The 25,672-nt window shown below is 71.6% G+C and carries 19 protein-coding genes; 7 read left to right on the top strand and 12 right to left on the bottom strand.

Annotated features, from left to right (window positions below):
* Positions 1-17 precede the first annotated feature (17 nt).
* The 3 genes from ACNHYB_RS15705 to ACNHYB_RS15695 form a co-directional block, all read right to left on the bottom strand.
* Positions 18-809, bottom strand: coding sequence for an alpha/beta fold hydrolase (locus ACNHYB_RS15705; protein ID WP_418276297.1), 792 nt, complete (start codon positions 807-809; stop codon positions 18-20).
* A gap of 3 nt (positions 810-812) precedes the next feature.
* Complete coding sequence (locus ACNHYB_RS15700; protein ID WP_418276296.1) at positions 813-1,589, bottom strand: alpha/beta hydrolase; 777 nt, start codon at positions 1,587-1,589, stop codon at positions 813-815.
* A 79-nt stretch (positions 1,590-1,668) separates the two neighbouring features.
* Entirely contained in the window at positions 1,669-1,965 is a 297-nt protein-coding gene (locus ACNHYB_RS15695) for a hypothetical protein (RefSeq protein WP_418276295.1), read from the bottom strand.
* Positions 1,966-2,060: 95 nt separating this feature from the next.
* Between ACNHYB_RS15695 and ACNHYB_RS15690 the strand changes: the two genes are divergently transcribed.
* Positions 2,061-3,044 (top strand): FKBP-type peptidyl-prolyl cis-trans isomerase, encoded by a 984-nt coding sequence (locus tag ACNHYB_RS15690; RefSeq protein ID WP_418276294.1) that lies wholly within the window; start codon positions 2,061-2,063, stop codon positions 3,042-3,044.
* Positions 3,045-3,179: 135 nt separating this feature from the next.
* Entirely contained in the window at positions 3,180-3,680 is a 501-nt protein-coding gene (locus ACNHYB_RS15685; protein ID WP_418276293.1) for a phosphoribosyltransferase, read from the top strand.
* Positions 3,681-3,826: 146 nt separating this feature from the next.
* On the opposite strand, the gene nrdF is transcribed toward ACNHYB_RS15685, so the two are convergent.
* The 7 genes from nrdF to ACNHYB_RS15650 form a co-directional block, all read right to left on the bottom strand.
* Positions 3,827-4,807: a class 1b ribonucleoside-diphosphate reductase subunit beta gene (gene nrdF, locus ACNHYB_RS15680; RefSeq protein ID WP_418276292.1), complete on the bottom strand. Its 981-nt coding sequence runs from the start codon at positions 4,805-4,807 to the stop codon at positions 3,827-3,829.
* A gap of 44 nt (positions 4,808-4,851) precedes the next feature.
* A complete protein-coding gene (gene nrdE, locus ACNHYB_RS15675) occupies positions 4,852-7,059 on the bottom strand; it encodes a class 1b ribonucleoside-diphosphate reductase subunit alpha (RefSeq protein ID WP_418276291.1) in 2,208 nt (735 codons plus the stop codon).
* Entirely contained in the window at positions 7,017-7,448 is a 432-nt protein-coding gene (gene nrdI / locus ACNHYB_RS15670) for a class Ib ribonucleoside-diphosphate reductase assembly flavoprotein NrdI (protein ID WP_418276290.1), read from the bottom strand. Before nrdI ends, nrdE begins: the two co-directional genes overlap by 43 nt.
* A gap of 75 nt (positions 7,449-7,523) precedes the next feature.
* The gene (nrdH, locus tag ACNHYB_RS15665; RefSeq protein ID WP_418276289.1) at positions 7,524-7,766 is read right to left on the bottom strand and encodes a glutaredoxin-like protein NrdH; all 243 of its coding nucleotides are present in this window, start codon (positions 7,764-7,766) and stop codon (positions 7,524-7,526) included.
* A 634-nt stretch (positions 7,767-8,400) separates the two neighbouring features.
* Positions 8,401-9,885 carry a GH1 family beta-glucosidase gene (locus ACNHYB_RS15660; RefSeq protein ID WP_418276288.1) on the bottom strand — a complete coding sequence of 495 codons (1,485 nt, stop codon included), beginning with the start codon at positions 9,883-9,885 and terminating at the stop codon, positions 8,401-8,403.
* Positions 9,886-10,040: 155 nt separating this feature from the next.
* Positions 10,041-12,323 (bottom strand): alpha-xylosidase, encoded by a 2,283-nt coding sequence (yicI, locus tag ACNHYB_RS15655; protein ID WP_418276287.1) that lies wholly within the window; start codon positions 12,321-12,323, stop codon positions 10,041-10,043.
* A 124-nt stretch (positions 12,324-12,447) separates the two neighbouring features.
* Positions 12,448-14,514, bottom strand: a complete 2,067-nt coding sequence (locus ACNHYB_RS15650) for a beta-galactosidase (RefSeq protein ID WP_418278082.1) — start codon at positions 14,512-14,514, stop codon at positions 12,448-12,450.
* Positions 14,515-14,714: 200 nt separating this feature from the next.
* Here ACNHYB_RS15650 and ACNHYB_RS15645 point away from each other — a divergent pair, with 200 nt between their 5' ends.
* From ACNHYB_RS15645 to ACNHYB_RS15625, 5 genes are all read left to right on the top strand, one after another.
* A complete protein-coding gene (locus tag ACNHYB_RS15645; RefSeq protein ID WP_418276286.1) occupies positions 14,715-17,300 on the top strand; it encodes a glycosyl hydrolase family 95 catalytic domain-containing protein in 2,586 nt (861 codons plus the stop codon).
* Positions 17,301-17,303: 3 nt separating this feature from the next.
* On the top strand, positions 17,304-18,302 hold the full coding sequence (locus ACNHYB_RS15640) for a LacI family DNA-binding transcriptional regulator (protein ID WP_418276285.1): 999 nt from the start codon (positions 17,304-17,306) through the stop codon (positions 18,300-18,302).
* Between the two features lie 163 nt (positions 18,303-18,465).
* Positions 18,466-19,488 (top strand): ABC transporter permease, encoded by a 1,023-nt coding sequence (locus ACNHYB_RS15635; RefSeq protein ID WP_418276284.1) that lies wholly within the window; start codon positions 18,466-18,468, stop codon positions 19,486-19,488.
* A 16-nt stretch (positions 19,489-19,504) separates the two neighbouring features.
* On the top strand, positions 19,505-20,443 hold the full coding sequence (locus tag ACNHYB_RS15630; protein WP_418276283.1) for a carbohydrate ABC transporter permease: 939 nt from the start codon (positions 19,505-19,507) through the stop codon (positions 20,441-20,443).
* Positions 20,444-20,515: 72 nt separating this feature from the next.
* Positions 20,516-22,228 carry an ABC transporter substrate-binding protein gene (locus tag ACNHYB_RS15625; RefSeq protein ID WP_418276282.1) on the top strand — a complete coding sequence of 571 codons (1,713 nt, stop codon included), beginning with the start codon at positions 20,516-20,518 and terminating at the stop codon, positions 22,226-22,228.
* A gap of 188 nt (positions 22,229-22,416) precedes the next feature.
* On the opposite strand, the gene ACNHYB_RS15620 is transcribed toward ACNHYB_RS15625, so the two are convergent.
* A complete protein-coding gene (locus tag ACNHYB_RS15620; protein WP_418276281.1) occupies positions 22,417-23,064 on the bottom strand; it encodes a YesL family protein in 648 nt (215 codons plus the stop codon).
* On the bottom strand, positions 23,061-25,580 hold the full coding sequence (locus tag ACNHYB_RS15615) for a beta-glucosidase family protein (protein WP_418276280.1): 2,520 nt from the start codon (positions 25,578-25,580) through the stop codon (positions 23,061-23,063). Before ACNHYB_RS15615 ends, ACNHYB_RS15620 begins: the two co-directional genes overlap by 4 nt.
* Between the last annotated feature and the right edge of the window lie 92 nt (positions 25,581-25,672).

Here is a 25,672-nt window from a genome sequence, read left to right as displayed (position 1 = left end):
CTCGCTCCGCGGGTCGGTCAGCGCCGGGTGGCGCGCCCGTGGAGGTCGAAGATCGCGGTGGCGACCGCGCCGGGCTCCTCGACGGTGCTCAGGTGAGCCGCGTTGGGCACCACGGTGAGCGTCACGTCCCGGGCCGCGGCCGCCATGTGCTTCGCGTCCTCGACGGGGGTGACGCGGTCCTCGGCCCCGACGACGACGGCGACCGGCCCGTCGAACTCCGTCAGCACGTGCGTCCGGTCGCCCCGGGCGGCCATCGCCCGCTGCGCCCACACCACGCCTGACGGGTGCTGGGAACGGACCCACGCCTCCACGGTCGGGTAGAGCGCCCGCCGCTCGAGCTCGCTGGTCGCCCCGAGGAGCTTGGCGGGCATGCCCATCACCGCGTCGAGGGTCTGGGAGTCGTGGACGGCACGCGCGACGTCGAGCCGCCCCGCACGTGCCTCGGCGGTGTCGGCGGTGGACTTGGTGTCGACGAGGCCGAGCCCGTGCACGAGGTCCGGGTGCCGCTCGGCCAGGGCGAGCGCCACGTAGCCGCCCATGGACAGTCCCACGACGACGACGTTGCCCTCCCCGTGGTGACGGAGGGTCGCGTGCACGGCGTCGGCGGCGGCCTCCATCGTCTCCGGGGTCTGCCCGAGGTCGCTGTGGCCGTGCCCGGGCAGGTCCACCGCGACGACGCGGACGCCCTCGGGGATCAGGTCCGCGACCGGCACCCACATGCGATGGTCCAGCGGGAACCCGTGCAGGAGCACCACGGGCACACCGGCCCCCTCACGCAGGACGTAGGTCGCCAGGTTCGTACCGGTCATCGTTCATCCTCTCGTCGTGGCGGTCGCGCTCTCGGCCTGCTCGACGTCTCCGTCGACCTCGGTGGGCAGCGGGTCGTGGCCGGGCAGGACGTGCTGGACGATCTCGTCCAGCACGCGTCGCACGGCCGGCTCACCGACCCACAGGTGCTTGGCGCCGTCGACCCCGATGACCTCGGCCTGCGGCACCCGGGCGAACCGTTCGCGTGCCTCGGCGGGCTGCAGGTAGTCGTCGTGCTCGGGGACCAGGACGACCAACGGCTTGCCGAACTCGGCCCAGCGGTCCAGGTCGGCGTCCGTGGCGCGGTGCAGCGGGGGCGACAGCAGGATCGCGCCCTCGATGCTCGGGTCCGCGCCGTGCTTGAGCACCAGCTCGGTCCCGAAGGACCAGCCGACCAGCCAGGGGCGCGGCAGCTCGCGGAACTCGGCGAGCTCGAGCGCGGCGGCGACGTCGTACCGCTCCCCCTCACCACCGTCGAACGCGCCCTCGGACGTGCCGCGCGGCGACGACGTGCCACGGGTGTTGAAGCGCAGGACGGCGAGGTCCGCGAGCGCCGGCAGCCGCCAGGCCGCCTTGCGGTAGACGTGCGAGTCCATGTAGCCGCCGTGGGTGGGCAGCGGGTGGAACGTCAGGAGGGTGGCCACCGGTTCGCGGTCGGCCGGCAGGGCGAGCTCCCCCACCAGGGTCAGGCCGTCCGCGGTGTGCAGGTCGACGTCCTCGCGTCGGGCGGGCAGGACGGTCAGCGAGCGGATCTGGTGGCTGGTGGCAGCGTCGTCGTTCATCTCCTCCACCCTAGTTCGCGTGCGCGGCCCCGCCCGGTGTGTGCCCGACGTGCGGTCGGGCGCACGGTCGGGCGCGCGGTCAGCGCAGCCGCTGGCGCCGCTCGAAGCAGGAGGAGTGCCAGTGGCGACGGTTCTCCACGCCGGCCTCGCTGCCGCGTCCGTCGTTCTCCCACGCGACGACGTGCGCCGCCCCGGGCGGGATCTGCTGGTGGCACACGGGGCACGTGTAGGCCTTGTCGCCGCCCCGCACGGTGCGGACCGTCCACTCGCCGTCGGCGGCGCTGACGTTCCGCACTCCCCCGCGGGCGCGGTCGAGGTCGAGGGGGGTGTGCTCGGCACCCCAGGGTCGTTTGCGGGAGGGTCGCGAGGACGGCATGCCTCCATTGTGACCACAGCGGCCGGGAACGCCCCACCAGGCACGACCGTTAGAGTGTCCCGGGTCCGTGTGCCGGACCGACCGTCTTTTCCCCCGTGATCGAAGGGTTCCCCGTGAAGATCCGCCACTCCGCCGGTGCAGCAGCGCTGCTCGCCGCCGCGCTCACCCTGACCGCCTGCTCCGACGGTGGGGAGGCCCCCTCCGAGGACGCCTCCGCGTCGGCCTCGGCCGAGGCCTCGGACTCCGCGACCACGGCACCCGAGCCGACCGAGGAGGACATCGCGGCGCTGGAGTCCGTCGAGGTCGAGGGTGAACCGGGCGAGGAGCCCACGCTGACGTTCAGCGACGTGAGCGTCTCGGTGCCGACGACCCGCGTGGTGACCGAGGGTGACGGCGACGAGCTCACCGAGGGCAAGCTCGTGACGATCCAGTACGCCGCCTACGACAGCGCCGGCGAGCGCCAGGGCTCCACGTGGGAGAGCAACGCTCCCGAGAGCTTCTCGCTCGGCGCCGAGGGCTACGACCTGCTGAACGGCCCGCTCACCGGCCAGAAGGTCGGCACGCGCATCCTGCTGGCGAGCCCCACGGTCGACGCCGAGCAGAACCCCACCACGGTGGTCAACGTCGTCGAGGTGACCGACGTCGCCGAGGCGCGTGCGATCGGCGAGCCCGTGGAGCCCGCCGAGGGGCTGCCGACCGTGACCCTCGCCGAGGACGGCGCGCCGTCGGTCGACATCCCCGAGGGCTACGAGGCTCCCGACGAGCTGGTGGCGCAGACCCTCATCAAGGGCGACGGCGCCGAGGTCACGGCGGACCAGTCGGTCACCGCCCAGTACACGGGGTGGACGCTCGACGGCGAGGTGTTCGACTCCTCGTGGGAGCGGGGCACGCCCGCGCAGTTCTCGCTCCAGCAGGTCATCCCCGGGTGGACGGACGGTCTGTCCGGCCAGACCGTCGGCAGCCAGGTGCTGCTCGTCATCCCGGCGGACCAGGCGTACGGCGCGAACCCGCCCGAGGGCAGCAGCATCGAGCCCGACTCGCCGCTGATCTTCGTCGTCGACATCCTCTCCGCCTCCTGACCACGAGGTAGCTCCCCCGGCCTGGGCAGGCCAGGTGGCGAGCACCGCGAGTCGGCACGCCCCCCGCACCGGGACCGGTGCGGGGGGCGTCGTCGTCGACGTGACGTCACGCTCCGCCTCGCCTAGGTTCGAGCCATGACGCACGACACGGCACGAGAGATCCTCACCTGGGCCGACTTCGGGACGGCGGTGCGCAGGCTCGCCGAACAGGTCGTGGCCGGCGGCTTCCGGCCCGACGTCGTGGTCGCGGTCGCGCGGGGCGGACTCGTCCCGGGCGGTGCGGTCGCCTACGCGCTGGGGACCAAGGGCGTCGGCACGATGAACGTCGAGTTCTACACGGACATCGGCAAGACCCTGGACGACCCGCGCGTCCTGCCGCCCCTCATGGACACCTCGGAGCTGCCTGGTTCGCGGGTGCTGGTCGTGGACGACGTGGCGGACTCCGGTCGCACGCTCGACCTCGTCATGCGGATGCTGGCCGCTCAGGGCGCCGAGGCGCGGGCCGCGGTGCTCTACACGAAGCCGCGGTCGATCTACCGCCCCGAGTACTCGTGGCGCGAGACAGACCGGTGGATCACGTTCCCCTGGTCCGCCGAGCCACCCGTCGACGGCGCGAACACCACCGTCGTCCCCTGACGCCGGCCGTCACCACGCCGGACAACGCCTCGCCGGACATCGCCTCGCCGACCATGCCCTCACGCCGACCGAACATGCCGTGGCGGCCCGTCCCGGACTCGGGACGGGCCGCCACGGCATGTTCGGCGCGCAGGGGGTGGCGGGACTCAGAAGTCCCAGTCGTCGTCCTCGGTCTCGACGGCCTTGCCGATGACGTACGAGGAACCCGACCCGGAGAAGAAGTCGTGGTTCTCGTCGGCGTTCGGGCTCAGCGCCGCGAGGATCGCGGGGTTGACGTCCGTCTCGTCCTTGGGGAACAGGCCCTCGTAGCCCAGGTTCATCAGGGCCTTGTTGGCGTTGTACCGCAGGAACTTCTTGACGTCCTCGGTGAGCCCGAGCTCGCCGTACAGCGACTCGGTGTACTCGACCTCGTTCTCGTAGAGCTCGAAGAGCAGCTCGAAGGTGTAACCCTTCATCTCCTCCTGCTCGGCCGAGGTGAGCTTGGCCAGCCCCTTCTGGAACTTGTACCCGATGTAGTACCCGTGGACGGCCTCGTCGCGGATGATGAGGCGGATCAGGTCGGCCGTGTTCGTCAGCTTGGCGCGGCTCGACCAGTACATCGGCGCGTAGAAGCCCGAGTAGAACAGGAACGACTCGAGCATCGTCGAGGCGACCTTGCGCTTCAGGGGGTCGTCACCGCGGTAGTAGCCGAGCACGATCTCGGCCTTGCGCTGCAGGTGCGGGTTGGCCTCCGACCAGGCGAACGCCTCGTCGATCTCCTTGGTGGAGATCAGCGTGGAGAAGATCGACGAGTAGCTCTTGGCGTGCACCGACTCCATGAACGCGATGTTGGTGTACACCGCCTCCTCGTGAGGCGTCAGCGCGTCCGGGATCAGCGAGACGGCGCCGACCGTGCCCTGGATGGTGTCCAGCAGCGTCAGGCCGGTGAACACCCGGGTGGTCATCGTCTTCTCGGCCCCGCTCAACGTGTTCCACGACTGGATGTCGTTGGACACCGGGACCTTCTCCGGGAGCCAGAAGTTGCCGACGAGCCGGTCCCAGACCTCCAGGTCCTTCTCGTCCTGCAGGCGGTTCCAGTTGATCGCGGTGACGCGGTCGATGAGCTTGAGCTGTCCGGTGGGTGACATGGCGGATCCTTCGAGACGTCGGACGGCGGCGGGGAGCTGGGGCGTCACAGCATGCAGCTGACGCAGCCCTCGATCTCCGTGCCCTCGAGCGCCAGCTGGCGCAGACGGATGTAGTACAGGGTCTTGATGCCCTTGCGCCAGGCGTAGATCTGCGCCTTGTTGACGTCGCGGGTGGTGACGGTGTCCGGGAAGAACAGGGTGAGCGACAGGCCCTGGTCGACGTGCTGGGTCGCCGCCGCGTAGGTGTCGATGATCTTCTCGTAGCCGATCTCGTACGCGTCCTGGTAGTACTCCAGGTTGTCGTTCGTCATGAAGGGCGCCGGGTAGTACGCGCGCCCGAGCTTGCCCTCCTTGCGGATCTCGATCTTGGCCGCGACCGGGTGGATCGACGACGTCGAGTGGTTGATGTAGCTGATCGACCCGGTCGGCGGCACCGCCTGGAGGTTCTGGTTGTAGATGCCGTGCTCCATGACCGAGGCACGCAGCTCGCGCCAGTCGTCCTGGGTCGGGATGTGCACGCCGGCGTCGGCGAACAGCTGTGCCACCCGTGCCGTCGCCGGCTTCCACTCGGCGTCGGTGTACTTGTCGAAGTACTCGCCGCTGGCGTACGTCGACGTCGCGAAGCTGCCGAACGCACGGCCACGCTCGATCGCGAGCCGGTTCGACGCCGCGATCGCGTGGTAGGCGACCGTGTAGAAGTAGATGTTCGTGAAGTCGATGCCCTCGTCGGACCCGTAGAAGATGCGCTCGCGGGCGAGGTAGCCGTGCAGGTTCATCTGCCCGAGGCCGATCGCATGGCCGGCCTCGTTGGCCCGCTTGATCGACGGCACGGACTCGATGCTGGTCTGGTCCGACACCGCGGTCAGGGCCCGGATCGCCGTGTCGATCGTGCGACCGAAGTCGGGCGAGTCCATCGTCTTGGCGATGTTCAGCGACCCGAGGTTGCACGAGATGTCCCGGCCGACGTGGTCGTAGGACAGGTCCTCGTGGAACGTCGAGGCGGTCGAGACCTGCAGGATCTCCGAGCACAGGTTCGAGTGCGTGATACGACCCTCGATCGGGTTCGCCCGGTTCACCGTGTCCTCGAACATGACGTACGGGTACCCGGACTCGAACTGCAGCTCGGCGATCGTCTGGAAGAAGTCGCGGGCCTTGATCGTGGTCCTGCGGATCCGGTCGTCGGCGACGAGCTCGTCGTACTTCTCGGTGATCGAGATGTCGGCGAACGGCTTGCCGTAGATGCGCTCGACGTCGTACGGGGAGAACAGGTGCATGTCGGCGTTCTTCTTCGCCAGCTCGAACGTGACGTCCGGGATGACCACGCCGAGCGAGAGCGTCTTGATGCGGATCTTCTCGTCCGCGTTCTCCCGCTTGGTGTCGAGGAACCGCATGATGTCGGGGTGGTGCGCGTGCAGGTACACGGCACCGGCGCCCTGGCGCGCCCCGAGCTGGTTGGCGTAGGAGAACGAGTCCTCCAGCAGCTTCATCACGGGGATGACGCCCGAGGACTGGTTCTCGATGTGCTTGATCGGCGCGCCGTGCTCACGCACGTTGCTCAGCAGCAGGGCGACGCCGCCGCCACGCTTGGACAGCTGCAGGGCCGAGTTGATGCCGCGCGCGATGGACTCCATGTTGTCCTCGATGCGCAGCAGGAAGCACGACACGGGCTCGCCGCGCTGCGCCTTGCCGACGTTGAGGAACGTGGGCGTCGCGGGCTGGAAGCGTCCGGCGATGACCTCGTCGACGATGTCGCGGGCCGTGGCCTCGTCGCCGTCGGCCAGGCCGAGAGCCACCATCGAGACGCGGTCCTCGAAGCGCTCCAGGTACTTCTTGCCGTCGAACGTCTTGAGCGTGTACGAGGTGTAGTACTTGAACGCGCCGAGGAACGAGTCGAAGCGGAACCCGGCGGCGTAGCACCGCTGGAAGAGCTCCTTGATGAAGGTCCGCGAGTACTTCGCGAGCACCGTCGGGTCGTAGTACTTGTTGTCGACCAGGTAGTCGAGCTTGGCGTCGAGCGTGTCGAACTCGATCGTGTTGGGCAGCACGTGCTGGCGGAAGTACGCCGCCGCCGCCTCGCGGTCCTTGTCGAACTGGATCTCACCGTCCGGTCCGTACAGGTTCAGCATGGCGTTGAGCGCGTGGTAGTCCAGCTCGGCCTGCTGCGACGGGACCTGCACGGCCTCCGGCTGCGCGGCCCCGGACGTGGTGCTCACGCCGAGATCAGTGACTGTCGTTGCCAAAATCGTCCCCATCCGTCTCGGACGCGCTGGGCGTCCTCGGTCGTGCCGAGCAGCTCGAAGGCGTACAGGTACGGGACCCGGCACTTCGCCGCGATGATGTCGCCGGCGATGCAGTAGGCAGCGCCGAAGTTGGTGTTGCCCGCGGCGATGACGCCACGGATCAGTGACCGGTTGTGCACGTCGTTCAGGAACTTGCGGACCTGCCGGGGCACGGCTCCGCCCTCGTTGCCCCCGCCGTAGGTGGGGACCATGAGGACGTAGGGTTCGTCGACCCTCAGGAAGCCGTCGGCCGGACGCAGGGGGATGCGGTGCACGCTCGTGCCCTGCTCCTCGAGACCGAGGCGCTGCACGAAACGGTGCGTGTTCTCCGAGACGCTGGAGAAGTAGACGAGCGAGCTCATGTCGCCCTCCCCCTCGGGACGTGCGGTGGTGCCGGCCCGGTCGCGGAGCGGGGTCCGCGGCCGGGCCGGAGATTCTCAGGCCGAGACGGCCTGCTGCGCCGCGACGGCGCTGATCTGGTCGGGACGGAAGCCCGACCAGTGCGTGTCGCCGGCGACGACGACCGGGGCCTGGAGGTACCCGAGGCCGCGGACCATCTCGAGGGCGGCGGCGTCCTCGGTGATGTCCACGACGGTGTACTCGACGCCCTTGCGGTCCAGGGCCCGGTAGGTCGCATCGCACTGCACGCAGGCCGGCTTGCTGTAGACCGTGACGCTCATGTCGTACTCCCCTGTCTCGCCACCCTGGGCGGTCGTCCGATGTCCGGTGAAGACTGTGTCGGCAGTCCGCCGGAGCTGCGTCGGACCGGCCTGCGGAGCCTCCTGCGAGGCCCCTCACCTGGAACGACACCGGTGGAACTACGCCGATGTGATTCAGTCCGGAGCCTGTGGCCCCGGCGTGCTCCAAACACTACACCTAGTGTCTGCCGCGCGCTCTCCCACGACATGTTGTGTTCACAACGGTGTGATTCCGCCCGTGGGATTCGTCCGTTTCGACGACTTCGGGCCTCTCGGCCGGGCCGCCACGACCATCGTCCCACCCGACCCCGACACGGTGGTCGTCCACCGCTGTGTGCACCGGTCGAGGGTCCTGCGAGGCTTGGGACGACGCCGCGGCGACGCCGTCGTCCACACCCGTGGACGACCGCTGTCCACAAGGTGTGGACGCCTCCGCGCGACGCCCGCCGGACGTCCCGGGAGGGCGTCGGCGACCCCGCAGGGTGATGTCTCAGATCTTCCTCACACGACGACGCGCCCGGCGTGTCGAGCACGTCGGGCGCGTCGGTCGGACCGGTCGGTCCGTGAGGTCCGGCCGTGGCAGGCGGGCCGGTCGGACCGGTGCCCGCCGGCGTGGTCAGTCCTGCGGACCGGCCTCGTACACGGCGGGGAGACGGCCGCTGCGCGCGAGCCGCGCGTACCAGTACGCCGAGTCCTTCCAGGTGCGCTCCCCCGTCGGGTAGTCGACGTGGAGCATCCCGAAGCGCTTGGAGTAGCCGTAGGCCCACTCGAAGTTGTCCATGAGGGACCACGCGAAGTAGCCGCGCACGTCCGCCCCGGCGGCGATCGCCTCGCCGACGGCGGCCACGTGGTCGCGCAGGTACGCCACGCGCGCGAGGTCGTGGACCCGCTGGATGCCGAGCGCGGGGTCCTCGACGACCTCGTCGGTGAACGACGCACCGTTCTCGGTGACGGCCAGCGGCAGGCCCGGGTAGGCGCGGTGCAGGTCGAGGAGCAGCTCCGTCAGGCCGGCGGGCTCCACGTTCCACCCCATCGCGGTGTGCGGGCCCGGCTGCGGCAGGAACTCCACGTCGTCCGCCGCGACCCACGGGGACGCCGCCGTCGTCTTGTGGCCGTCGGCGCGCACCGGCTGGCCCTCGCCCGAGAACCGGCCGACCCGGGTGGTCGAGTAGTAGTTGACGCCGAGCACGTCGAGCGGCCGGCGCGTGATCTCGAGGTCGCCGTCCAGGACGAACGACCAGTCGGACACGCTCGCGGTGTCGGCCAGGACGTCGGCCGGGTACGCGCCGTCGAGCAGCGGACCGAGGAACACGCGGTTGGCGAGGCCGTCGATCTGGCGCACGGCGTCGGCGTCCGCCTCGGAACCGGTGGCGGCCCGCAGCACGTGCAGATTGAGCGTGATGGAGCACCTGGCGTCCGGCAGGACCTCGCGGATCGCCTGCACGGCGAGCCCGTGCGCCAGGTTGAGGTGGTGCACGGCGGCGAGCGCCGACGCCGGCTCGGTGCGGCCGGGGGCGTGCACGCCCGACGCGTAGCCCAGGTAGGCGGAGCACCAGGGCTCGTTGAGGGTGGTCCAGACCTCGACGCGGTCGCCGAGCTCGGTGGCCATCGCACGGGCGTACTCGGCGAACGCGTAGGCGGTGTCGCGGTTGGTCCAGCCGCCGGCGTCCTCCAGCTCCTGGGGGAGGTCCCAGTGGTAGAGCGTGACGAACGGGGTGATGCCCCGGGCGCGCAGAGCGTCGAGGAGGGTGCGGTAGAACTCGACGCCCTCGGGGTTGAGGGGGCCGCTGCCGCCCGGCTGCACCCGCGACCAGGAGATCGACAGGCGGTAGCCGCCGACGCCGAGCCGGTCGAGGTGGTCGACGTCCTCGGCCCACCGGTGGTAGTGGTCGCAGGCCACGTCGCCGGTGTCACCGCCCTGGACGGCACCGGGGACCCGGGAGAGGGTGTCCCAGATCGAGGGGCCGCGACCGCCCTCGGCGGCGGCTCCCTCGATCTGGTAGGCCGCGGTGGCGGTGCCCCAGAGGAAGTCGTCGGGGAAGGTCCCGGCGAAGGGGGCCGGGGTCTCGACGCCGGTTGCGCGGCTCTCGGTGGTGCTCATCGGTGGTCTACCTCCGTAGGGGTCGGTCGGCGCGAGCGGCGTCGCGCGCTCAGTCGTGGGAGCGAACCCACGAATCGATTCGATCGTAACGTGCGGGCAGGTCGCGGATCCAGCCTCGGACCGGTGTCGGCGCGGTGGGTCCCGTGGACCGGGACTCAGAGCGTGATCGTCACCGAGCCGGCTCCCGTTGCCGACGTCGTCGACGTCGCCGGTGCACCGGCCCGCACCGACCACGCACCTGGCGCGTCCTCGGTGGACACCACGACCTCGCCGCCGTCCCGCCGGACCCGGAAGGCCACGACGGTGTCGCCGTCCCCCGTCGGGATCTCGGTGACGTCGTCGTACCCGTCCGGGATCTCGACGAGCCGCAGCTCCACGCCGTCCGCCCAGGCGTAGTCCGGCCGGTCCGTGCGCGCGCCCACCGGGAGCACCGTCCCCGGGCGCACGTACAGCGGGAGCGAGTGCACGTCGTGACGCTCCGTGACCCAGCGCGGCCCCACCACCTGCTCGCCGCTGATCAGCGAGGTCCAGGTGCCCTCGGGCACGTAGACCTCCACCGTCCCGTCCGCGGTGAAGACCGGCGCGACCAGCAGCGACCCACCGAGCATGTACTGGGTGTCGATGCCGAACGTGCTGCGGTCCTGCGGGAACTCCAGCACCATCGGCCGCATCAGCGGTGTCCCCGCCGCCGTCACCTCGCGGGCGGCCTGCGCCAGGTAGGGCATGAGCCGCATCTTCAGGTGGGTGAACTCCCGCGCGACGTCCACGGCCTCCTCGTCGAAGGCCCACGGCACGCGGTACGACGTCGACCCGTGCAGCCGGGAGTGCGACGACAGCAGCCCGAAGGCGAGCCACCGCTTGAACACGTCCGCGTCCGGCGTGCCCTCGAAGCCGCCGATGTCGTGGCTCCAGTACCCGAAGCCCGACATCGCCAGGGACAACCCGCCCCGCAGCGTCTCCGCCATCGAGGAGAACATCGAGTCGCAGTCGCCGCCCCAGTGCACGGGCATCGTCTGCCCGCCCGTCGTGGCCGAGCGGGCGAACAGGACCGCCTCGCCCGTGCCGCGCCGCCGCTCCAGCAGCCCGAAGACCGCCTCGTTGTAGGCCTGGGCGTAGTAGTTGTGCATGCGCTGCGGGTCCGACCCGTCGAACCAGACGACGTCGTCGACCGGGATGCGCTCGCCGAAGTCCGTCTTGAAGCTGTCCACGCCCTGGTCCAGCAGGCGCTCCAGGTGACCGAGGTACCACGCGGTCGCGTCCGGGTTGGTGAAGTCCACCAGGCCCATGCCGGCCTGCCACATGTCCCACTGCCACGTGCCGCCGTCGGCGGTGCGCAGCAGGTAGCCGCGGGCCGCGGCCTCGGCGAACAGGGGCGAGCGCTGCGCGATGTACGGGTTGATCCAGACGCAGACCTTCAGGCCGCGGTCGTGCAGCCGGGCCAGCATGCCCTCCGGGTCCGGGAACGTGCGCGGGTCCCAGGTGAAGTCGCACCACTGGTACTCGCGCATCCAGAAGCAGTCGAAGTGGAAGACGCTCAGCGGCAGGTCGCGCTCCGCCATCCCGTCGATGAACGAGGTCACCGTCTTCTCGTCGTAGTCGGTGGTGAACGACGTCGAGAGCCACAGCCCGTACGACCAGGCGGGCACCTGCGGCGGGCGTCCCGTCAGCGCGGTGTACCGGTCCAGCACCTCCTTCGGCGTCGGGCCGGCGATGACGTGGTACGTGAGGTTCTGGCCGGGCACCGAGAGCTGGACGCGCGAGTTGACCTCGGAGGCGACCTCGAGCGAGACCTTCTCCGGATGGTCGACGAAGACGCCGTAGCCGGCGCTGGTGACGTAGAACGGGACGTTCTTGTAGGCGAGCTCGCTGGAGGTGCCGCCGTCGGCGTTCCAGACGTCGATCTCCTGACCGTTCTTGACGAACGGGCCGAACCGCTCCCCCAGCCCGTAGACGCGCTCGCCCGGCGCCAGCGTCAGCTGTTCGTGCATCCAGCTGCCCCCGGCCACGGAGCTCACCGAGGCCACCGACTTCGGCAGCGACGACGTGACGACCCGCCCGGCGTGCTCGAAGTCCACCTGCCAGGGTCCGGTGCGGTGGACCCGCACGGTCAGCGCTCCCGTCTCGAGGACGCCCGCCGACTCGTCCACCTTGACCACCGGGCGGAACCCCTCGCGGGCGTGCAGGGCGAAGTCCGGGCCCCGGTGCACGCCGCCGCTGTGGTGCTCCACGCGCACGGTGACGACGCCGGGCGCCGGCGAGGAGTAGGTGAGCGTGAGCATCGGCCGGTTGAGCGTGTCACCGCGGTGCCGGATCACGCTCGTCGGCGCGTAGACGGTCATCGTGCCCGCGGCCTCGTCGACGCGGACGTCGTCCACCTCGACCGCGTAGAGCGGCACGAGCCCCGGGCGGGACATCCAGTAGCCGTCGGTGAACTTCATCGTGGGGTCGCCTTCTTGTCGAGGTCGCTGAGGACGCGGTGCGGTCGGGGGTGGTGGTGCGCGCACCGGCACGCACGAAACGTTTCGAACCGTGGGCGCGACGGACGCGGGGGGTGCGGCGGGCTCATCGCCCCGCCGTCCCGACCCGGTCGTCCAGCACGACGACACCGCCGGCCGGGACCTCGACCAGGTCCCCGCAGCGCGCACCGGTGAGGAGGTCGGTCCGGGCGCCGGGCACCGGCACGCTCACCGGCAGGTCCGTGTGGTTGAGCACGAAGGTCGCCGTACCGCGACGCACCGCCTCCACCCCCGGCAGGTCCGCCACGGCAGGCAGGACGCCGCCCACCCCGGCGCCGTCGAGGACCTCGCCCAGCACACGGCCGAGCAGCTGCTCGTCCGGGACGCAGCCCAGGTACCAGGCCTGCCCGCCGCCCGGCGGCACACGACGGGTCAGCGCCGGCCCGCCGTCCAGGTGCCCGCCGACGAACGTGGCCAGCACCTCGGCGCCGTCGGACCGCAGGAGCTCCCCGAACGTCGTGGCCCGACCCGGGGAACCGTCCGGGCACGCCGCGTCGAGCAGGGCCTGCAGCGGTGCGGCGAGCCGCAGCTCGACGCCGGCGTGGGGCAGCGGCACCCACTCCTCCCCGCTGACGCCCAGCACGTCGCGCAGCAGCGCCGGGAACCGTCCCTGGCGCACGTGCGCGTTCTCGTCGGCGACACCGCTGAACGGCCCGACCACGACGCTCGCACCCCGGTCGACGGCGTCCTCGACCCGGCGGGCCGCCGTCTTCGTCACCAGGTACGACTGCGGGACCAGGACGACGTCGTAGCCGTCGAGGTCGGCGCCCGGCGCGGCGAGGTCCACCGCGACGCCCGCCTGCCACAGCGGGCGGTACCAGGCCCTGAGCTGGTCCAGCACTCCGAGCCGCACCGTGGGGCGGGCCTGCTCCTCGGCGGCCCACCACGACGCCCAGTCGAAGAGCATCACGACGCGCGCCTCGACGCGGCCGCCCACGACCGACCGCAGCCGGTGCAGGTCCGCGCCGAGCCGCCGCACCCCGGCGTGCACCCGCGTGTCCGCCCCGGCGTGGGGCAGCATCGCCGAGTGGAACCTCTCGGCGCCGGCGCGCGAGGCCCGCCACTGGAAGAAGCAGACGCCGTCGGCGCCGCGGGCGACGGCCTGCAGCGACTCGCGCCGCGCACGCTCCGGGCTCTTGGGCGGGTTGTGCGCCCGCCAGCTCACCGCGGCGGTCGCCTGCTCCATGAGCATCCACGGTCGCCCGTCACCGAGGGAGCGCATGAGGTCCTGCACCAGGCCGGAGTCGGCCGGGGCCCAGGGGTCGGTCGGGTCGGGGTACTGGTCGTCGGCGACGACGTCGAGCTCCGGTGCCCACGACCAGTAGTCCACCAGGGGGAAGAACCCCATGAAGTTGGTGGTGACGGGCCGCACCGGGTCGACGGCGCGGATCAGGTCGCGCTGCTCGCGGTACAGCTCGAGCAGGAGGTCCGACGAGTAGCGGCGGAAGTCCAGCGCCTGCGTCGGGTTGACGTGGTACACCGTGCGCCGCGGCGGCAGGATCTCCTCGAACGCTCCGTAGTGCTGGGACCAGACCGTGGTGCCCCACGCCTCGTTCAGCGCCCCGATCGAGCCGTACCGCTCCTGGAGCCAGACCCGGAACCGCGCGGCGGACTCGTCCCCGAAGCAGACCTGGCCGAACTCGTTGCCGACGTGCCACATGCGCACGGCCGCGTGGCCGGCGTACCGGGCGACGAGGTCGCGGGTGACCGCGAGCGCGCTGTCGCGGTACACCGAGGAGGCCGGGGAGAAGTGGTTGCGCGACCCGGCGACCAGGCGCACCCCGTCGGCGTCGACCGGCAGCGTGTCGGGATGCCGGTGGCCCAGCCAGGCGGGCGGCGACGCGGTCGGCGTGGCGAGGTCGACGGCGACGCCCTGCGCGTGCAGCACGTCGAGCACCTCGTCCAGCCAGGCGAAGTCCCGCACACCGGGCGCCGGCTCGTAGCGCGCCCAGGAGAACACCCCGACGGTCACCAGGTTGACCCCGGCCTCGCGCATCAGGCGGGCGTCCTCACGCCACACGTCGGGGGTCCACTGCTCAGGGTTGTAGTCGCCGCCGTACAGGATCCCGAGATCGTGCGTCAGCGCGGCGAACCGGTCCGCCGGGACCGCCACGGGCTCCGTGGCACCCGCCGCGACGGCGCTCGCCGCGACGTCGTCCGTGCTCGGCACCGTCGCCTCCCTGTTCGATCAGCGGCCCCGCAGGACCGCACGTGGCTCGCGCCTCGGGGACCTCCGCCTCGCTGCGGCGGCCGTGCGTGACACCGTTCTGACCGGTCACTGTCGAAGCGCTTCGAACACGCTAGCCTGAGCCGATGCCAGGTGTCCAGCGCCGCCATCCGTCGCCCACCGAAGATCACCCGAGGGACGATCTGCACGTCCTACGCTACGACCGACCGGCGGCGAAGTGGGTCGAAGCGCTTCCGGTGGGCAACGGCCACCGCGGCGCCATGTGCGCCGGACGTCCCGGCACCGAGCACCTCTGGCTCAACGACGGCACGGCCTGGTCCGGGACGGCGGACCAGGACCCGCTGGCCGGGGTGCGCGCTCGCGGTGCGGCGCACCTCGACGCCGTGCGGGCCGCCGTGGCCGACGGCGACGTACGGTCCGCCGAGCGACTCCTGGCCCAGATGCAGACACCGTGGACGCAGGCGTACCTGCCGCTGGCCGAGACCGACGTCGCGGTGGTCGCCGCCGCCTCCGACGTCGACACCACCGGGGCCACCGGGGCCACCGGGCGGGCCGACACCCGACGGCACCTGGACCTGCGCACCGCGGTCGCCACCCATTGGTGGTCCGGCCCCGGCACCGGGGACGTCGTCGTCGAGACGTGGGCGGACGCCCGTGGCGGCGCCGTCGTGCACACCGTCCGCGCCGAGCGGCCGGTGCGGCTCACGGTGCGGGTCACCAGCCTGCTGCGCCCGGCCGTGCCCGACCCGGCCGCACCCTCGGGCGCGCGGGCGAGCGTGCCGGCGCCCGTGACCCTGCTGCACCGCGTCGAGCTCCCGGTGGACGTCCCGCCCGACCACGCGCCGCACTCCGGCGGCATCCGCTACGACGCGGCGCGCGCCCGCACGGGCACGGTCGCCGTGCGGGCGGTCGGCGACCCCGCGGCCGTCGTCAGCGACGGCGTCCTGCGCACCGGTGCCGCCACGGACCACGTCCTGCTGTTCGCCACCGCCACCACCGACCCGCCCGGCCCTGCGCCGGCCGCGACCGCCGCCGAACGCCTGCGGGCCCAGCTCGACGTGGCGTCCGGTCCCGGCGGGACGGTCGAGGTCCGCGAGCGCCTGCGGGCCGCGCACGTGGCCGAGCACCGCCGGCTGTACGACCGCGCCGAGCTGGTGCTGCCGTCACCGCCGGGCGCCGCCGCGCTGACGACGGACGCACGCGTCGTGGCCGCCGAGCGCCGTGAGGATCCCGGCCTGGCCGCGCTGGCGTTCCACCACGGCCGCTACCTGTTGATCTCCTCCTCCCGCCCGGGCGGGCTGCCCGCCACCCTGCAGGGGCTGTGGAACCCGTGGCTGCCGGGGCCGTGGAGCAGCGCGTACACGCTGAACATCAACCTGCAGATGGCCTACTGGGCGGCGGAGTCGACGGGGCTCGCCGAGTGCCACGAGCCGCTGCTGGACCAGGTGCGTCGGACGGCCGCGGGGCCGGGGGCCGAGGTGGCGCGCGAGCTGTACGGCACCCGCGGCTGGGTCGCCCACCACAACGCGGACGCGTGGGGGCACGCCGCACCGGTGGGCGCGGGCGTCGGGGACGCCTCCTGGTCGGCGTGGTCGATGGGCGGGCTGTGGCTGTCCCAGCACCTGGTCGAGCACGCGCGCTTCTGCCCGGACGAGCGGTCGCAGGTCGCGGCGCTGCGCGAGGCGTGGCCGGTGCTGCAGGGGGCGGCCCTGTTCACGCTCGACTGGGTGTGCACGGCGACCGACGACGACGGCGTCCTGCACGCCTGGACGAGCCCGTCGACGTCGCCGGAGAACCGGTTCGTCGCACCCGACGGGCGACCGGCCGCGGTGACGGTCAGCGCCACGATGGACGTGTTCCTGGTCCGCCGGCTCGCCGACGCGTGCCGGGAGGCGGCGGCGGAGCTCGGGCTCGACGTGCCGTGGACGGCGGAGCTGGCACGTGTGGCGGCGGCGCTGCCGGACCCTCGCCCGGGGCCCCGCGGAGAGCTGGCGGAGTGGGCCGCCGACCTGACCGAGGCGGAGCCGGAGCACCGTCATCTCTCGCACCTGGTGGGGCTCTACCCGCTCGGCACCGTGGACCCCGCGACGACGCCTCACCTCGCCGCGGCGGCGCGGCGCACCCTGGACCTGCGCGGGCGGGAGTCGACGGGCTGGTCGCTCGCCTGGCGGCTGGCCCTCTGGGCGCGCCTCGGCGAGGGGTCCCGCGCGCACGAGCAGGTGCTCCTGGCGCTGCGCCCCGCCGCCGACGGCCTCGGGCACCGCGGCGGGCTGTACCCGAACCTGTTCAGCGCTCATCCCCCTTTCCAGCTCGACGGGAGCTGCGGGCTGACGGCGGGCATCGCGGAGCTGCTGCTGCGGTCGCGCCGTGACGCGGACGGCGTCGTGCACCTGGACGTGCTGCCCGCGCTGCCCCCGGCCTGGCCCCAGGGGCAGGTCAGCGGGCTGCGGATCCCGGGCGGGGCCCGGGTGGACGTCGCGTGGCACGACGCCCGGATCACCCACCTGACGCTCCACGGTGCCGGCCGGGAGGTCGAGGTCGCGCTCCGCGCCGGCGGCCCGCCGCCCCTCCCGACGGCGCCGGGTCCGGGACGTGGTCGCGCCGAGCGGGACGGTTCGACGCGGTTCCGGGTGGGTCCGGGAGATATCTTGGCCATCGACCCGAGCATCCTGACGCCCCCGCACGCCGGACGTCACTCACCGAGGAGCTGACACGTGCCCACCATCGACGACGTCGCGAAGGCGGCCGGAGTGTCCGCGTCGACCGTCTCGTACGTCCTGTCCGGCAAGCGCTCGATCTCGGCGCCGACGCGCAAGCGTGTGGAGCAGGCGATCGCCGACCTCGGCTACCGCCCGCACGCCGGGGCCCGCGCCCTCGCCTCGAGCCGGACCAACGTCATCGGGCTCATGGTGCCGCTGCGGGCGGGTGTCGACGTGTCGGTCGTCATGCAGTTCGTCACCGGCGTGGTGACGCAGGCCCGCACGGCCGACCACGACGTCCTGCTGCTGACGCAGGACGACGCGGGCGGGCTGGAGCGCGTGGCCGCGGGGTCCATGGTGGACGCGATCGTCGTGATGGACGTCGAGGCCGCCGACCCGCGCATCCCGGTGCTGCGCGGCCTGCGTCAGCCGACGGTGCTGATCGGCCTGCCGCGGGATCCTGCCGGGCTGAGCTGCGTGGACCTCGACTTCGAGACCGCGGGGCGGCTGGGGGCCGCGCACCTGGCCGACGAGGGGCACCGCGAGATCGCGCTCCTCGGCCCGCCGCCGGAGGTCATGGCGCGGCACACCTCCTACGCCGACCGGGTGGTGCGCGGCTACCGCCGCACGTGCGAGGAGCGGTCGCTGGTCGGCGAGGTCGAGGCCTGCGAGACGACGCCCGAGGGTGCCCGCCGGGCGGTCGACGCGGTCCTGGACCGGGCTCCGGGCACGACGGGCTTCCTCGTCCACAACGAGCGCGCCCTGCCCCACGTGCTGGGTCGGCTGGCCGACCTGGGGCGCCCGGTGCCGGACGCGACCGCCGTGGTGGCGATCTGCCCGAGCTCGGTGGCGACCGCGCAGGCGGTGCCCCTGCCGAGCATCGACATCCCCGGCGAGGTCATCGGCGGCGTCGCCGTCGACATGGTCCTGGCCCGGCTCGATGGCGCGCGACCTGCGGAGTCACGTCTCCTGGCGCCGGTCCTGACGGTCCGCGGGAGCACGTCGGGCCGGTGACGGCCGCCGCCCCCGGCCCGGCCGACACGGCCGGGTAACGATCCGTCCCACCCGGGCACGGATCTGCCGGACAACGTTGCGCGACGGCACCCTGCGGTGATATCAATTTCGAAGCGCTTCGACAATGCCCGTCGAAGCGCGGACCATCACGAGGGAGTGACAGGTGAGCCTCACCCAGGGAACGCCCGCGGCGACGCAGGCGGCGACCACCGCGGTCGCACCCGAGGACGTCGGACGTCAGGAGCCCCGTCAGCGGCGCAGACGACGCCGCGGTGGCGCGACCACCAGCTCGAGGTCGTCCAAGACGATGTTCCTGCTGATCCTCCCGTTCCTGATCCTGATCTTCCTCTTCTCGTACCTGCCGCTCGCCGGCTGGGCGACCGCGTTCTACGACTACCGCCCCGCCCTCGGGATCGCCGGGAGCGACTTCGTCGGCCTCCAGTGGTTCGAGATGCTGGTGTCCTCCCCGACGCAGATGCGACAGATCGGCCAGGTGCTCACGAACACCCTGGCGATGAGCTTCCTGGGCTTCGCGACGTCGCTGCTGCCGGTGTTCTTCGCGATGCTGCTCAACGAGATCCGGGCCCCGTGGTTCCGCAACGCCGTGCAGACCCTCACGACGCTGCCGAACTTCATCTCGTGGGTGCTCGTCTACATGATCGCGTTCTCGCTGTTCTCGACCACCGGTCTGGTCAACTCCGTGCTCGGCGACTGGGGCCTCATCACGGCCCCGATCAAGTTCCTCGACACCGACCAGCACGTGTGGCTGACGATGCTGCTGTGGAGCCTGTGGAAGGGGCTCGGGTGGGGCGCCATCATGTACCTCGCCGCCATCACCTCGATCGACCCGGCGCTCTACGAGTCCGCCAGGATCGACGGCGCGAACCGCTTCCAGATCATGCGGTTCATCACCTTCCCGCACCTGATGCCCACCTACGTCGTCCTGCTCGTGCTCTCGATCGCGAACATGCTCAACAACGGGATGGAGCAGTACTTCGTGTTCCAGAACGCCTTCAACAAGGAGTACATCCAGGTGCTGGACCTGTACGTCTACAACATCGGGATCACGGGCAACAGCCTGTCGATGGCCACGGCGCTGGGCATGCTCAAGAGCCTGATCTCCGTCATCCTGCTCGTCTCGGCCAACGCGATCGCCAAGCGCGCCCGCGGGCAGTCGATCATCTGAGGCCGGGGAGCACACCATGCCTTCGACGACGAAGAAGAAGAAGACGTCCTCCTCGAAGCCGCGGCCCAGCCGCGGCGACATCCCGTTCGAGATCGTCAACTACCTGGGGTTCCTGCTGTTCGCGCTGCTGTGCGCGTACCCCTTCTACTACCTGATCATCAACTCGGTCAGCGCCAACGACCTCAGCGCGCTGGGCCAGGTCCGGCTGTGGCCCGAGGGGCTGCACCTGTCGAACTACGAGCAGGTGCTGGCGCTCGACGGCATGACCGCCGCCACCGTCGTCTCGGTGGCCCGGACCGTCATCGGCACGGCCTGCACGGTGCTGGCCTCGGCGTTCCTCGGGTTCATGTTCACCCAGGACCGGCTGTGGAAGCGGTCGCTGTGGTACCGGCTGACCATCTTCACGATGTACTTCAGCGCCGGCCTCATCCCGCTGTACCTGACGATGAAGTCGCTGGGTCTGACCAACTCGTTCTGGGTGTACATCATCCCGTTGATCGTGCAGCCGTTCAACATCATCCTCGTCAAGACGTACGTCGAGGCGATGCCGGCGTCGCTCCAGGAGGCCGCCGAGATCGACGGCGCGAGCACGCTGCGCATCTTCTTCCGGATCATCCTGCCGAACATGACGCCCATCCTCGCCACGGTGGCGATCTTCACCGCCGTGTCGCAGTGGAACTCGTTCCAGGACACCTTGCTGTACATCACCGACCAGAAGCTGTACTCGCTGCAGTACCTGCTCTACACCTACACCAACCAGGCGAGCAGCCTCGCCCAGGCGGCCCAGAACGCCCAGGGCAACCTCGGGTCCATCGTGTCGGCGGCCACCACGCAGACCCCGACGTCCATCCGCATGACGGTCGCCGTGCTCGTGGTGCTGCCGATCATCTTCATCTACCCGCTGTTCCAACGCTATTTCGTCAAGGGCATCATGCTCGGCGCGGTCAAGGGCTGACCTCGCACCATCGAAACACGAAGGGGTGTCATGAAATCCAGGAAGGCTGCGGCCGTTCTGCTCGCGCCGCTCATGGGAGCGCTTGCGCTCACGGCCTGCACGAGTCCGGAGGCCGAGGAGGACGCCACGCCGGTCGACGTCGCCCAGGACTGGTCGACCGCGGAGCCGATCACCGTGGACGTCTACGACTCGCTCGCGAACTACATGGGGACCCAGGGCGGCTGGTTCGGCAAGGTCGTCAAGGACAAGTTCAACATGGAGCTGAACATCATCGCCCCCAACGTCGCGGGCGGAGGTGACACCCTGTACAACACCCGCGTCTCCGGCGGCGACCTGGGCGACCTCGTCGTCGTCAGCAAGGGCCAGCAGATGGACGAGCTCGTCGAGGGCGGGCTGCTCCTGGACGCCTCGAACTACTACGAGTCCATGGCGAACGTCCAGCCGTTCGACGCCGCGGTCGAGTACCTGAACGACGGCAAGGACGGCGTCTACGGCTTCCCGACGGCGGTGTCCTCGATCAAGCCGACCGACCCGTCGGAGGGTCTCGAGCCGACGTTCGGCCCGTACCTGCGCTGGGACCTCTACGCCGAGGCCGGCTACCCGGAGATCGGCACCCTCGAGGACCTCCTGCCCGTCCTGAAGGACATGCAGGACGCCCAGCCCGAGGCCGACAACGGCCAGAAGGCGTACGCCGTCTCCCTGTTCAAGGACTGGGACGGCAACATGATGGTGATGGGCAAGCAGCCCACCACCCTGTACGGCTACGACGAGCTCGGCTTCGTGCTCGCCAAGGCCGACGGCAGCGACTACCAGAGCGTCATCGACTCCGACTCGGAGTACGTGCGCGCCCTGAAGTTCTACTTCGACGCCAACCAGATGGGCCTGGTCGACCCGGAGTCGACGACCCAGAACTACGACACGATGTTCACCAAGTACCAGAACGGCCAGGTGCTGCTGTCCTGGTGGCCGTGGCTGGGGCAGTCGGCCTACAACACCACCGAGAACATGGACGCCGGCAAGGGCTTCATGCTCGCGCCGATGGCCGACCAGGAGATCTTCTCCTACGGGGCCAAGGTCTACGGCGACAACACGATGCTCGGCATCGGCCACGACGCCGAGGACCCGGCACGTCTCGCCGCCTTCATCGACTGGCTGTACTCGCCCGAGGGCGTCAACCTCAACTCCTCGCAGACCGGCGCCGCGCCGGGACCGGAGGGCCTGACCTGGGAGCTCGGCGACGGCGGCGAGCCCGCCCTCACCGAGTTCGGCACCCAGGCGTTCCTCGAGGGCGGCGCGGACGTGCCCGCCGACTGGGGCGGCGGCGCGTACACGGACGGCGTCTCGGCACTCAACGTCTCGACCGTCCTGCCCAAGGACGTCAACCCGGACACGGAGTTCCCGTACAACTACACGTTCTGGCCGAGCTACCAGGAGACGGTCGCGAACCCGCTCACGGAGGACTGGAGCGGTCAGATGGGCGACGCCGCCTCGACGATGGAGTATCTCGAGGCCAACGACCAGCTGCTCGTGGCACCGGGTGCGAGCTACGCGGCCCCTGCCGACAGCGGCGAGATCGAGACGATCCGCAGCCAGGTCAAGGCCAGCATCATCGAGCACTCCTGGAAGATGGTGTTCGCCGAGGACGAGGCCGAGTTCGACTCGCTCCTGGCGTCCATGCAGGAGACGGCGAACGGTCTCGGCTACGAGACCGTCCTGGACTTCGACATGTCGAACGCCGAGGACCAGAACACCGAGCGCGAGGCCGTGGCGGCCGAGTTCGGCTGACCGGTCGTCGGCTGAGCGGTCGTCGGCTGAGCGGTCGTCGGGTGAGCGGTCGTCGGGTGAGCGGGGCCCTCGCCCCGCTCACCCGGACCGGGACACGGCAGACCGAAGGGCCTGGGCGATCCGCCCAGGCCCTTCGTCGTCCCGTGATCAGGGTGGTCAGGAGGCGTGCCACCGTGCCGTCCCGGCGTTCACTCCCCCGAGTGGGGGCTGATCGGCTCGAGCTCGGAGGGGTCGGCCTGACGTCGGCGGAACACGCTGTGCAGGATGAACGCGCTCACGTACGCCCCGAACGAGAAGCCGATCGTCGCCACGACGAAGGTCACCTGCGGCACCGCGAACATCAGGGCGCCGACACCGACGGGCAGCAGCACGAGCCCCGCCGTCCGGGCCGGTTCGACCAGCGGGAGCAGCAGCGCGTTGCGCACCGTGCGTCGCAGCGGCGCGTCGAACCACGCGACGAGTGCGAGCCCGTGCAGCACGGCCGCGCCGACGTAGCACGTGGCGACGACCGACAGCGCCCCGGCGACCGCCGTGAGGCTCCCGTCCATCGTGAACCAGAAGACCGCGCTGAACAGCAGCATCGCGGCCGGGATCCCCAGCACCGCGAGGACGGCGCTCCCCCGCCACAGGTTGGTCCGCAGGGCGCGCAGGTACCCGCGCACCAGGTCGCCCCGCTCGTCGTCGGCGTAGCGCAGGGTCACCTCGTACAGAGCCGCGGTGGCCGCCCCGATCGTGACGACGGGCAAGCACGTGACGAGGTACAGGACGTTGAGGACGACGAAGAGGACGAAGGTGGTGATCCCCTGGACGTTGCGACCGTTCGGGTCGATGCTCATGGCGTCGGCTCCACGACGTCCAGGCTCCCACGCCGGACCAGGTCGACGCTGGACGGTCCGGCCACGACCCGGTAGGTGCCTGCCGGGACGTGCAGGACGCCGTCGAGCACACCGGGCCCGTCCTGTCGCCACACGGCGAGCCGCGCGACGTCGAACGCGACCTCGACGACCTCCTGCGTCCCGGGCTCGAGCCGGACGCGCCGGTAGCCGAGCAGCAACCGCACCGGTGCCGGCACCCGCTCGTCCACGCACCCGAGGGAGTACAGCTGCACCAGCTCCTCGGCCGGGCGCGACCCGTCGTTGCGCACCGTGACGCGGGCGGTGACGACGCCCGGCGCGGTGCTCTCGCGCGGTTCGAGCGGCGGGTGCTCGCGCGTCGGCGCCGGCGCGGGCACCGCCGTCGTCGACAGCTCCAGGGCCGTGTACGAGACCGCGCCGTAGGTCAGGCCGTGCCCGAACGCGAAGGCCGGCAGCCCGTCGTCACCCAGCGGCAGATGCCGGTACGTCGCCTGCTGGCGCCGGGTGTCGTAGTCGAAGAGGTCGCCCGCCTGCTCCGGGCGGGCCGGCCAGGTCTGCGAGAGGCGTCCGCTCGGCTCGACCGCCCCGACCAGGACGTCGGCGAGACCGTGGCCCAGCTCCTGCCCGGCGTGGCTGCTCCAGACCACGGTGGGGGCGTCGGCGACGCCGGGCCCGAGCACGTAGGGGTAGCTGGAGACCAGCGCGAGCACCGCCCGAGGGTTCGCCTCGCAGGCCGCTCGCCACGTCTCGACGGCAGGGTCCGGCAGGTACAGGTGCGGCCGGTCCTGCGTCTCACGGCCGTTGAGGTGCGGGTCGTTGCCGACCGCGACGACGACGGCGTCGCACCGGGCCGCCACCTCGGCGACCCGTGCCGCACCGGAGGTGAGGACCCGCACGGCGAAGCGTTCGGCATCGTCCGGCGTACGACCCTCCGCGCACAGCACGCCCGTGCCGCGCTGGGTCCGCACCCACCGTCCCGAGCCGAGGTGGAGCAGCGACCAGGTGCCGTCGCCGTGGACGTGACGGCGGAAGCTCTCCTGCGCCTCCCAGCCGCCGACCCGGTCCGCGTCGGCGCGCAGCAGCCAGCCCGCCCCGGTGAGCAGCCCCCCGGACCCCTCGGCACGGAAGGTCAGTGCGCCGTCGCCCCAGTCGGTCACCGCGAACCGGGCGGCGGGGCCGGCGTGGTCGGCGTCCGCGACCACGCGGGCGCCGTCGTCGGACACCGCGACGTACCGGCCGGTGCCGGCGGCCCGCAGCGCCACCACGTCGCTGCCGGACGCGACCTCGACGTGGTCGGTGCCGAGGCGTTCGCGCAGGGCGTCGGCGAGCGTCACGGCGTACGGCGGCGTGCCGGAGTACCAGTCCGTCAGGACGGTGTCGGCGAGCGGGCCGACGACCGCGACGGACCGCGCGGCGGCCAGCGGCAGCACGCCCGCGTCGTTGCGCAGGACGACCACCGCACGGGTCACGGCCTCGCGGGCCAGCGTGCGATGCTCGGGCAGGTCGATCGCGTCCGCGCCGATGCCGGCGTACGGGTCGTCGCCGGGCTCGTCGAGCTCGCCGGTGAGGATGCGCAGCTCGAGCAGCCGCAGCACGGCGCGGTCGACGTCGTCGGTCGTGAGCAGCCCCCTCTCCAGGGCGTCCGTGACCCGGTCGATCGTGAGCGCCGAGTTCGCGTCGTCGTCGGTGAAGGAGTCCACGCCGGCCCGCAGGACGGCCGCGTTGCCGGACGCGCGGTCGGGGTGGGCGTGCTGGAGGGTCACCACCAAGGTCGGGGCCGCGGCGTCGGAGACGACCGCGACCGACTGCTCGGTCCACGACCGCAGCTCCGCGAGCAGCTCCGTCTGCAGGTGCGCGGGAACACCGTTGACGCGGTTGTACGAGGGCATGACGGCGGCGACGGCGCCTGAGGTCACCGGGTCGCGGAACGCGGGGAGCTCCTCCTCGTGCAGGATCCGGGCCGGCACGTCCGAGCTGGTGGACGACCGGTCCGTCTCGTTGTTGTAGGCCAGGAAGTGCTTGAGCGTGGGCGCCGTCTTCCACACGCGGTCGTGGTCGCCGCGCAGCCCGCGGCAGTACGCGGCCCCGAGATGGCCCGTGACGTGCGGGTCCTCGGAGTAGCCCTCCTCGTTGCGCCCCCACGAGGGGTGGCGCAGGGTGTTGACCACCGGGGCCCACACGTTGAGGCTCACGAGAGGGTCGGCGGCGTGCTTGGCGCGCACCTCCGTGGCGACGGCGTCGCCGACACGGCGCAGGAGATCGGGGTCCCAGGTCGCCGCCAGTCCCACCGGCTGCGGGAACACGGTGGCACGCCCCAGCCAGGCGACCCCGTGGAGGGCCTCGCACCCCGTGTGGAACGCTGCCAGACCCAGCCGGTCGACGGCAGGCGTGCGCTGGTGGAGCATGGCGACGCGCTCGGCGGGGGTGAGGCGTGACAGCAGGTCGCGCGCCCGCTCCGTGGCGGAGCGTCGGTGGTCACGGAAGACGGGCGCGTCCATGGGTCTCCTTCGGGCCGCGACGATGCGGCGCATCCGTGCGCGACGGGTGTCGAAGCGCTTCACCACACGCTAGCGACCCGAGGCCGTCCCCG

Origin of the sequence: Isoptericola jiangsuensis, from assembly GCF_048320105.1 — a bacterium.
GTDB lineage: Bacteria > Actinomycetota > Actinomycetes > Actinomycetales > Cellulomonadaceae > Isoptericola > Isoptericola jiangsuensis_A.
This window is presented reverse-complemented; position numbering and strand designations above follow the sequence as displayed.

What these genes read in the sequence shown, in the direction of transcription:
- ACNHYB_RS15705 (WP_418276297.1), bottom strand. Translation starts at nt 809, where the DNA reads ATGACCGGTACGAACCTGGCGACCTACGTCCTGCGTGAGGGGGCCGGT.
- ACNHYB_RS15700 (WP_418276296.1), bottom strand. Translation starts at nt 1,589, where the DNA reads ATGAACGACGACGCTGCCACCAGCCACCAGATCCGCTCGCTGACCGTC.
- ACNHYB_RS15695 (WP_418276295.1), bottom strand. Translation starts at nt 1,965, where the DNA reads ATGCCGTCCTCGCGACCCTCCCGCAAACGACCCTGGGGTGCCGAGCAC.
- ACNHYB_RS15685 (WP_418276293.1), top strand. Translation starts at nt 3,180, where the DNA reads ATGACGCACGACACGGCACGAGAGATCCTCACCTGGGCCGACTTCGGG.
- nrdF (WP_418276292.1), bottom strand. Translation starts at nt 4,807, where the DNA reads ATGTCACCCACCGGACAGCTCAAGCTCATCGACCGCGTCACCGCGATC.
- nrdE (WP_418276291.1), bottom strand. Translation starts at nt 7,059, where the DNA reads ATGGGGACGATTTTGGCAACGACAGTCACTGATCTCGGCGTGAGCACC.
- nrdI (WP_418276290.1), bottom strand. Translation starts at nt 7,448, where the DNA reads ATGAGCTCGCTCGTCTACTTCTCCAGCGTCTCGGAGAACACGCACCGT.
- nrdH (WP_418276289.1), bottom strand. Translation starts at nt 7,766, where the DNA reads ATGAGCGTCACGGTCTACAGCAAGCCGGCCTGCGTGCAGTGCGATGCG.
- ACNHYB_RS15660 (WP_418276288.1), bottom strand. Translation starts at nt 9,885, where the DNA reads ATGAGCACCACCGAGAGCCGCGCAACCGGCGTCGAGACCCCGGCCCCC.
- yicI (WP_418276287.1), bottom strand. Translation starts at nt 12,323, where the DNA reads ATGAAGTTCACCGACGGCTACTGGATGTCCCGCCCGGGGCTCGTGCCG.
- ACNHYB_RS15645 (WP_418276286.1), top strand. Translation starts at nt 14,715, where the DNA reads ATGCCAGGTGTCCAGCGCCGCCATCCGTCGCCCACCGAAGATCACCCG.
- ACNHYB_RS15630 (WP_418276283.1), top strand. Translation starts at nt 19,505, where the DNA reads ATGCCTTCGACGACGAAGAAGAAGAAGACGTCCTCCTCGAAGCCGCGG.
- ACNHYB_RS15625 (WP_418276282.1), top strand. Translation starts at nt 20,516, where the DNA reads ATGGGAGCGCTTGCGCTCACGGCCTGCACGAGTCCGGAGGCCGAGGAG.
- ACNHYB_RS15620 (WP_418276281.1), bottom strand. Translation starts at nt 23,064, where the DNA reads ATGAGCATCGACCCGAACGGTCGCAACGTCCAGGGGATCACCACCTTC.
- ACNHYB_RS15615 (WP_418276280.1), bottom strand. Translation starts at nt 25,580, where the DNA reads ATGGACGCGCCCGTCTTCCGTGACCACCGACGCTCCGCCACGGAGCGG.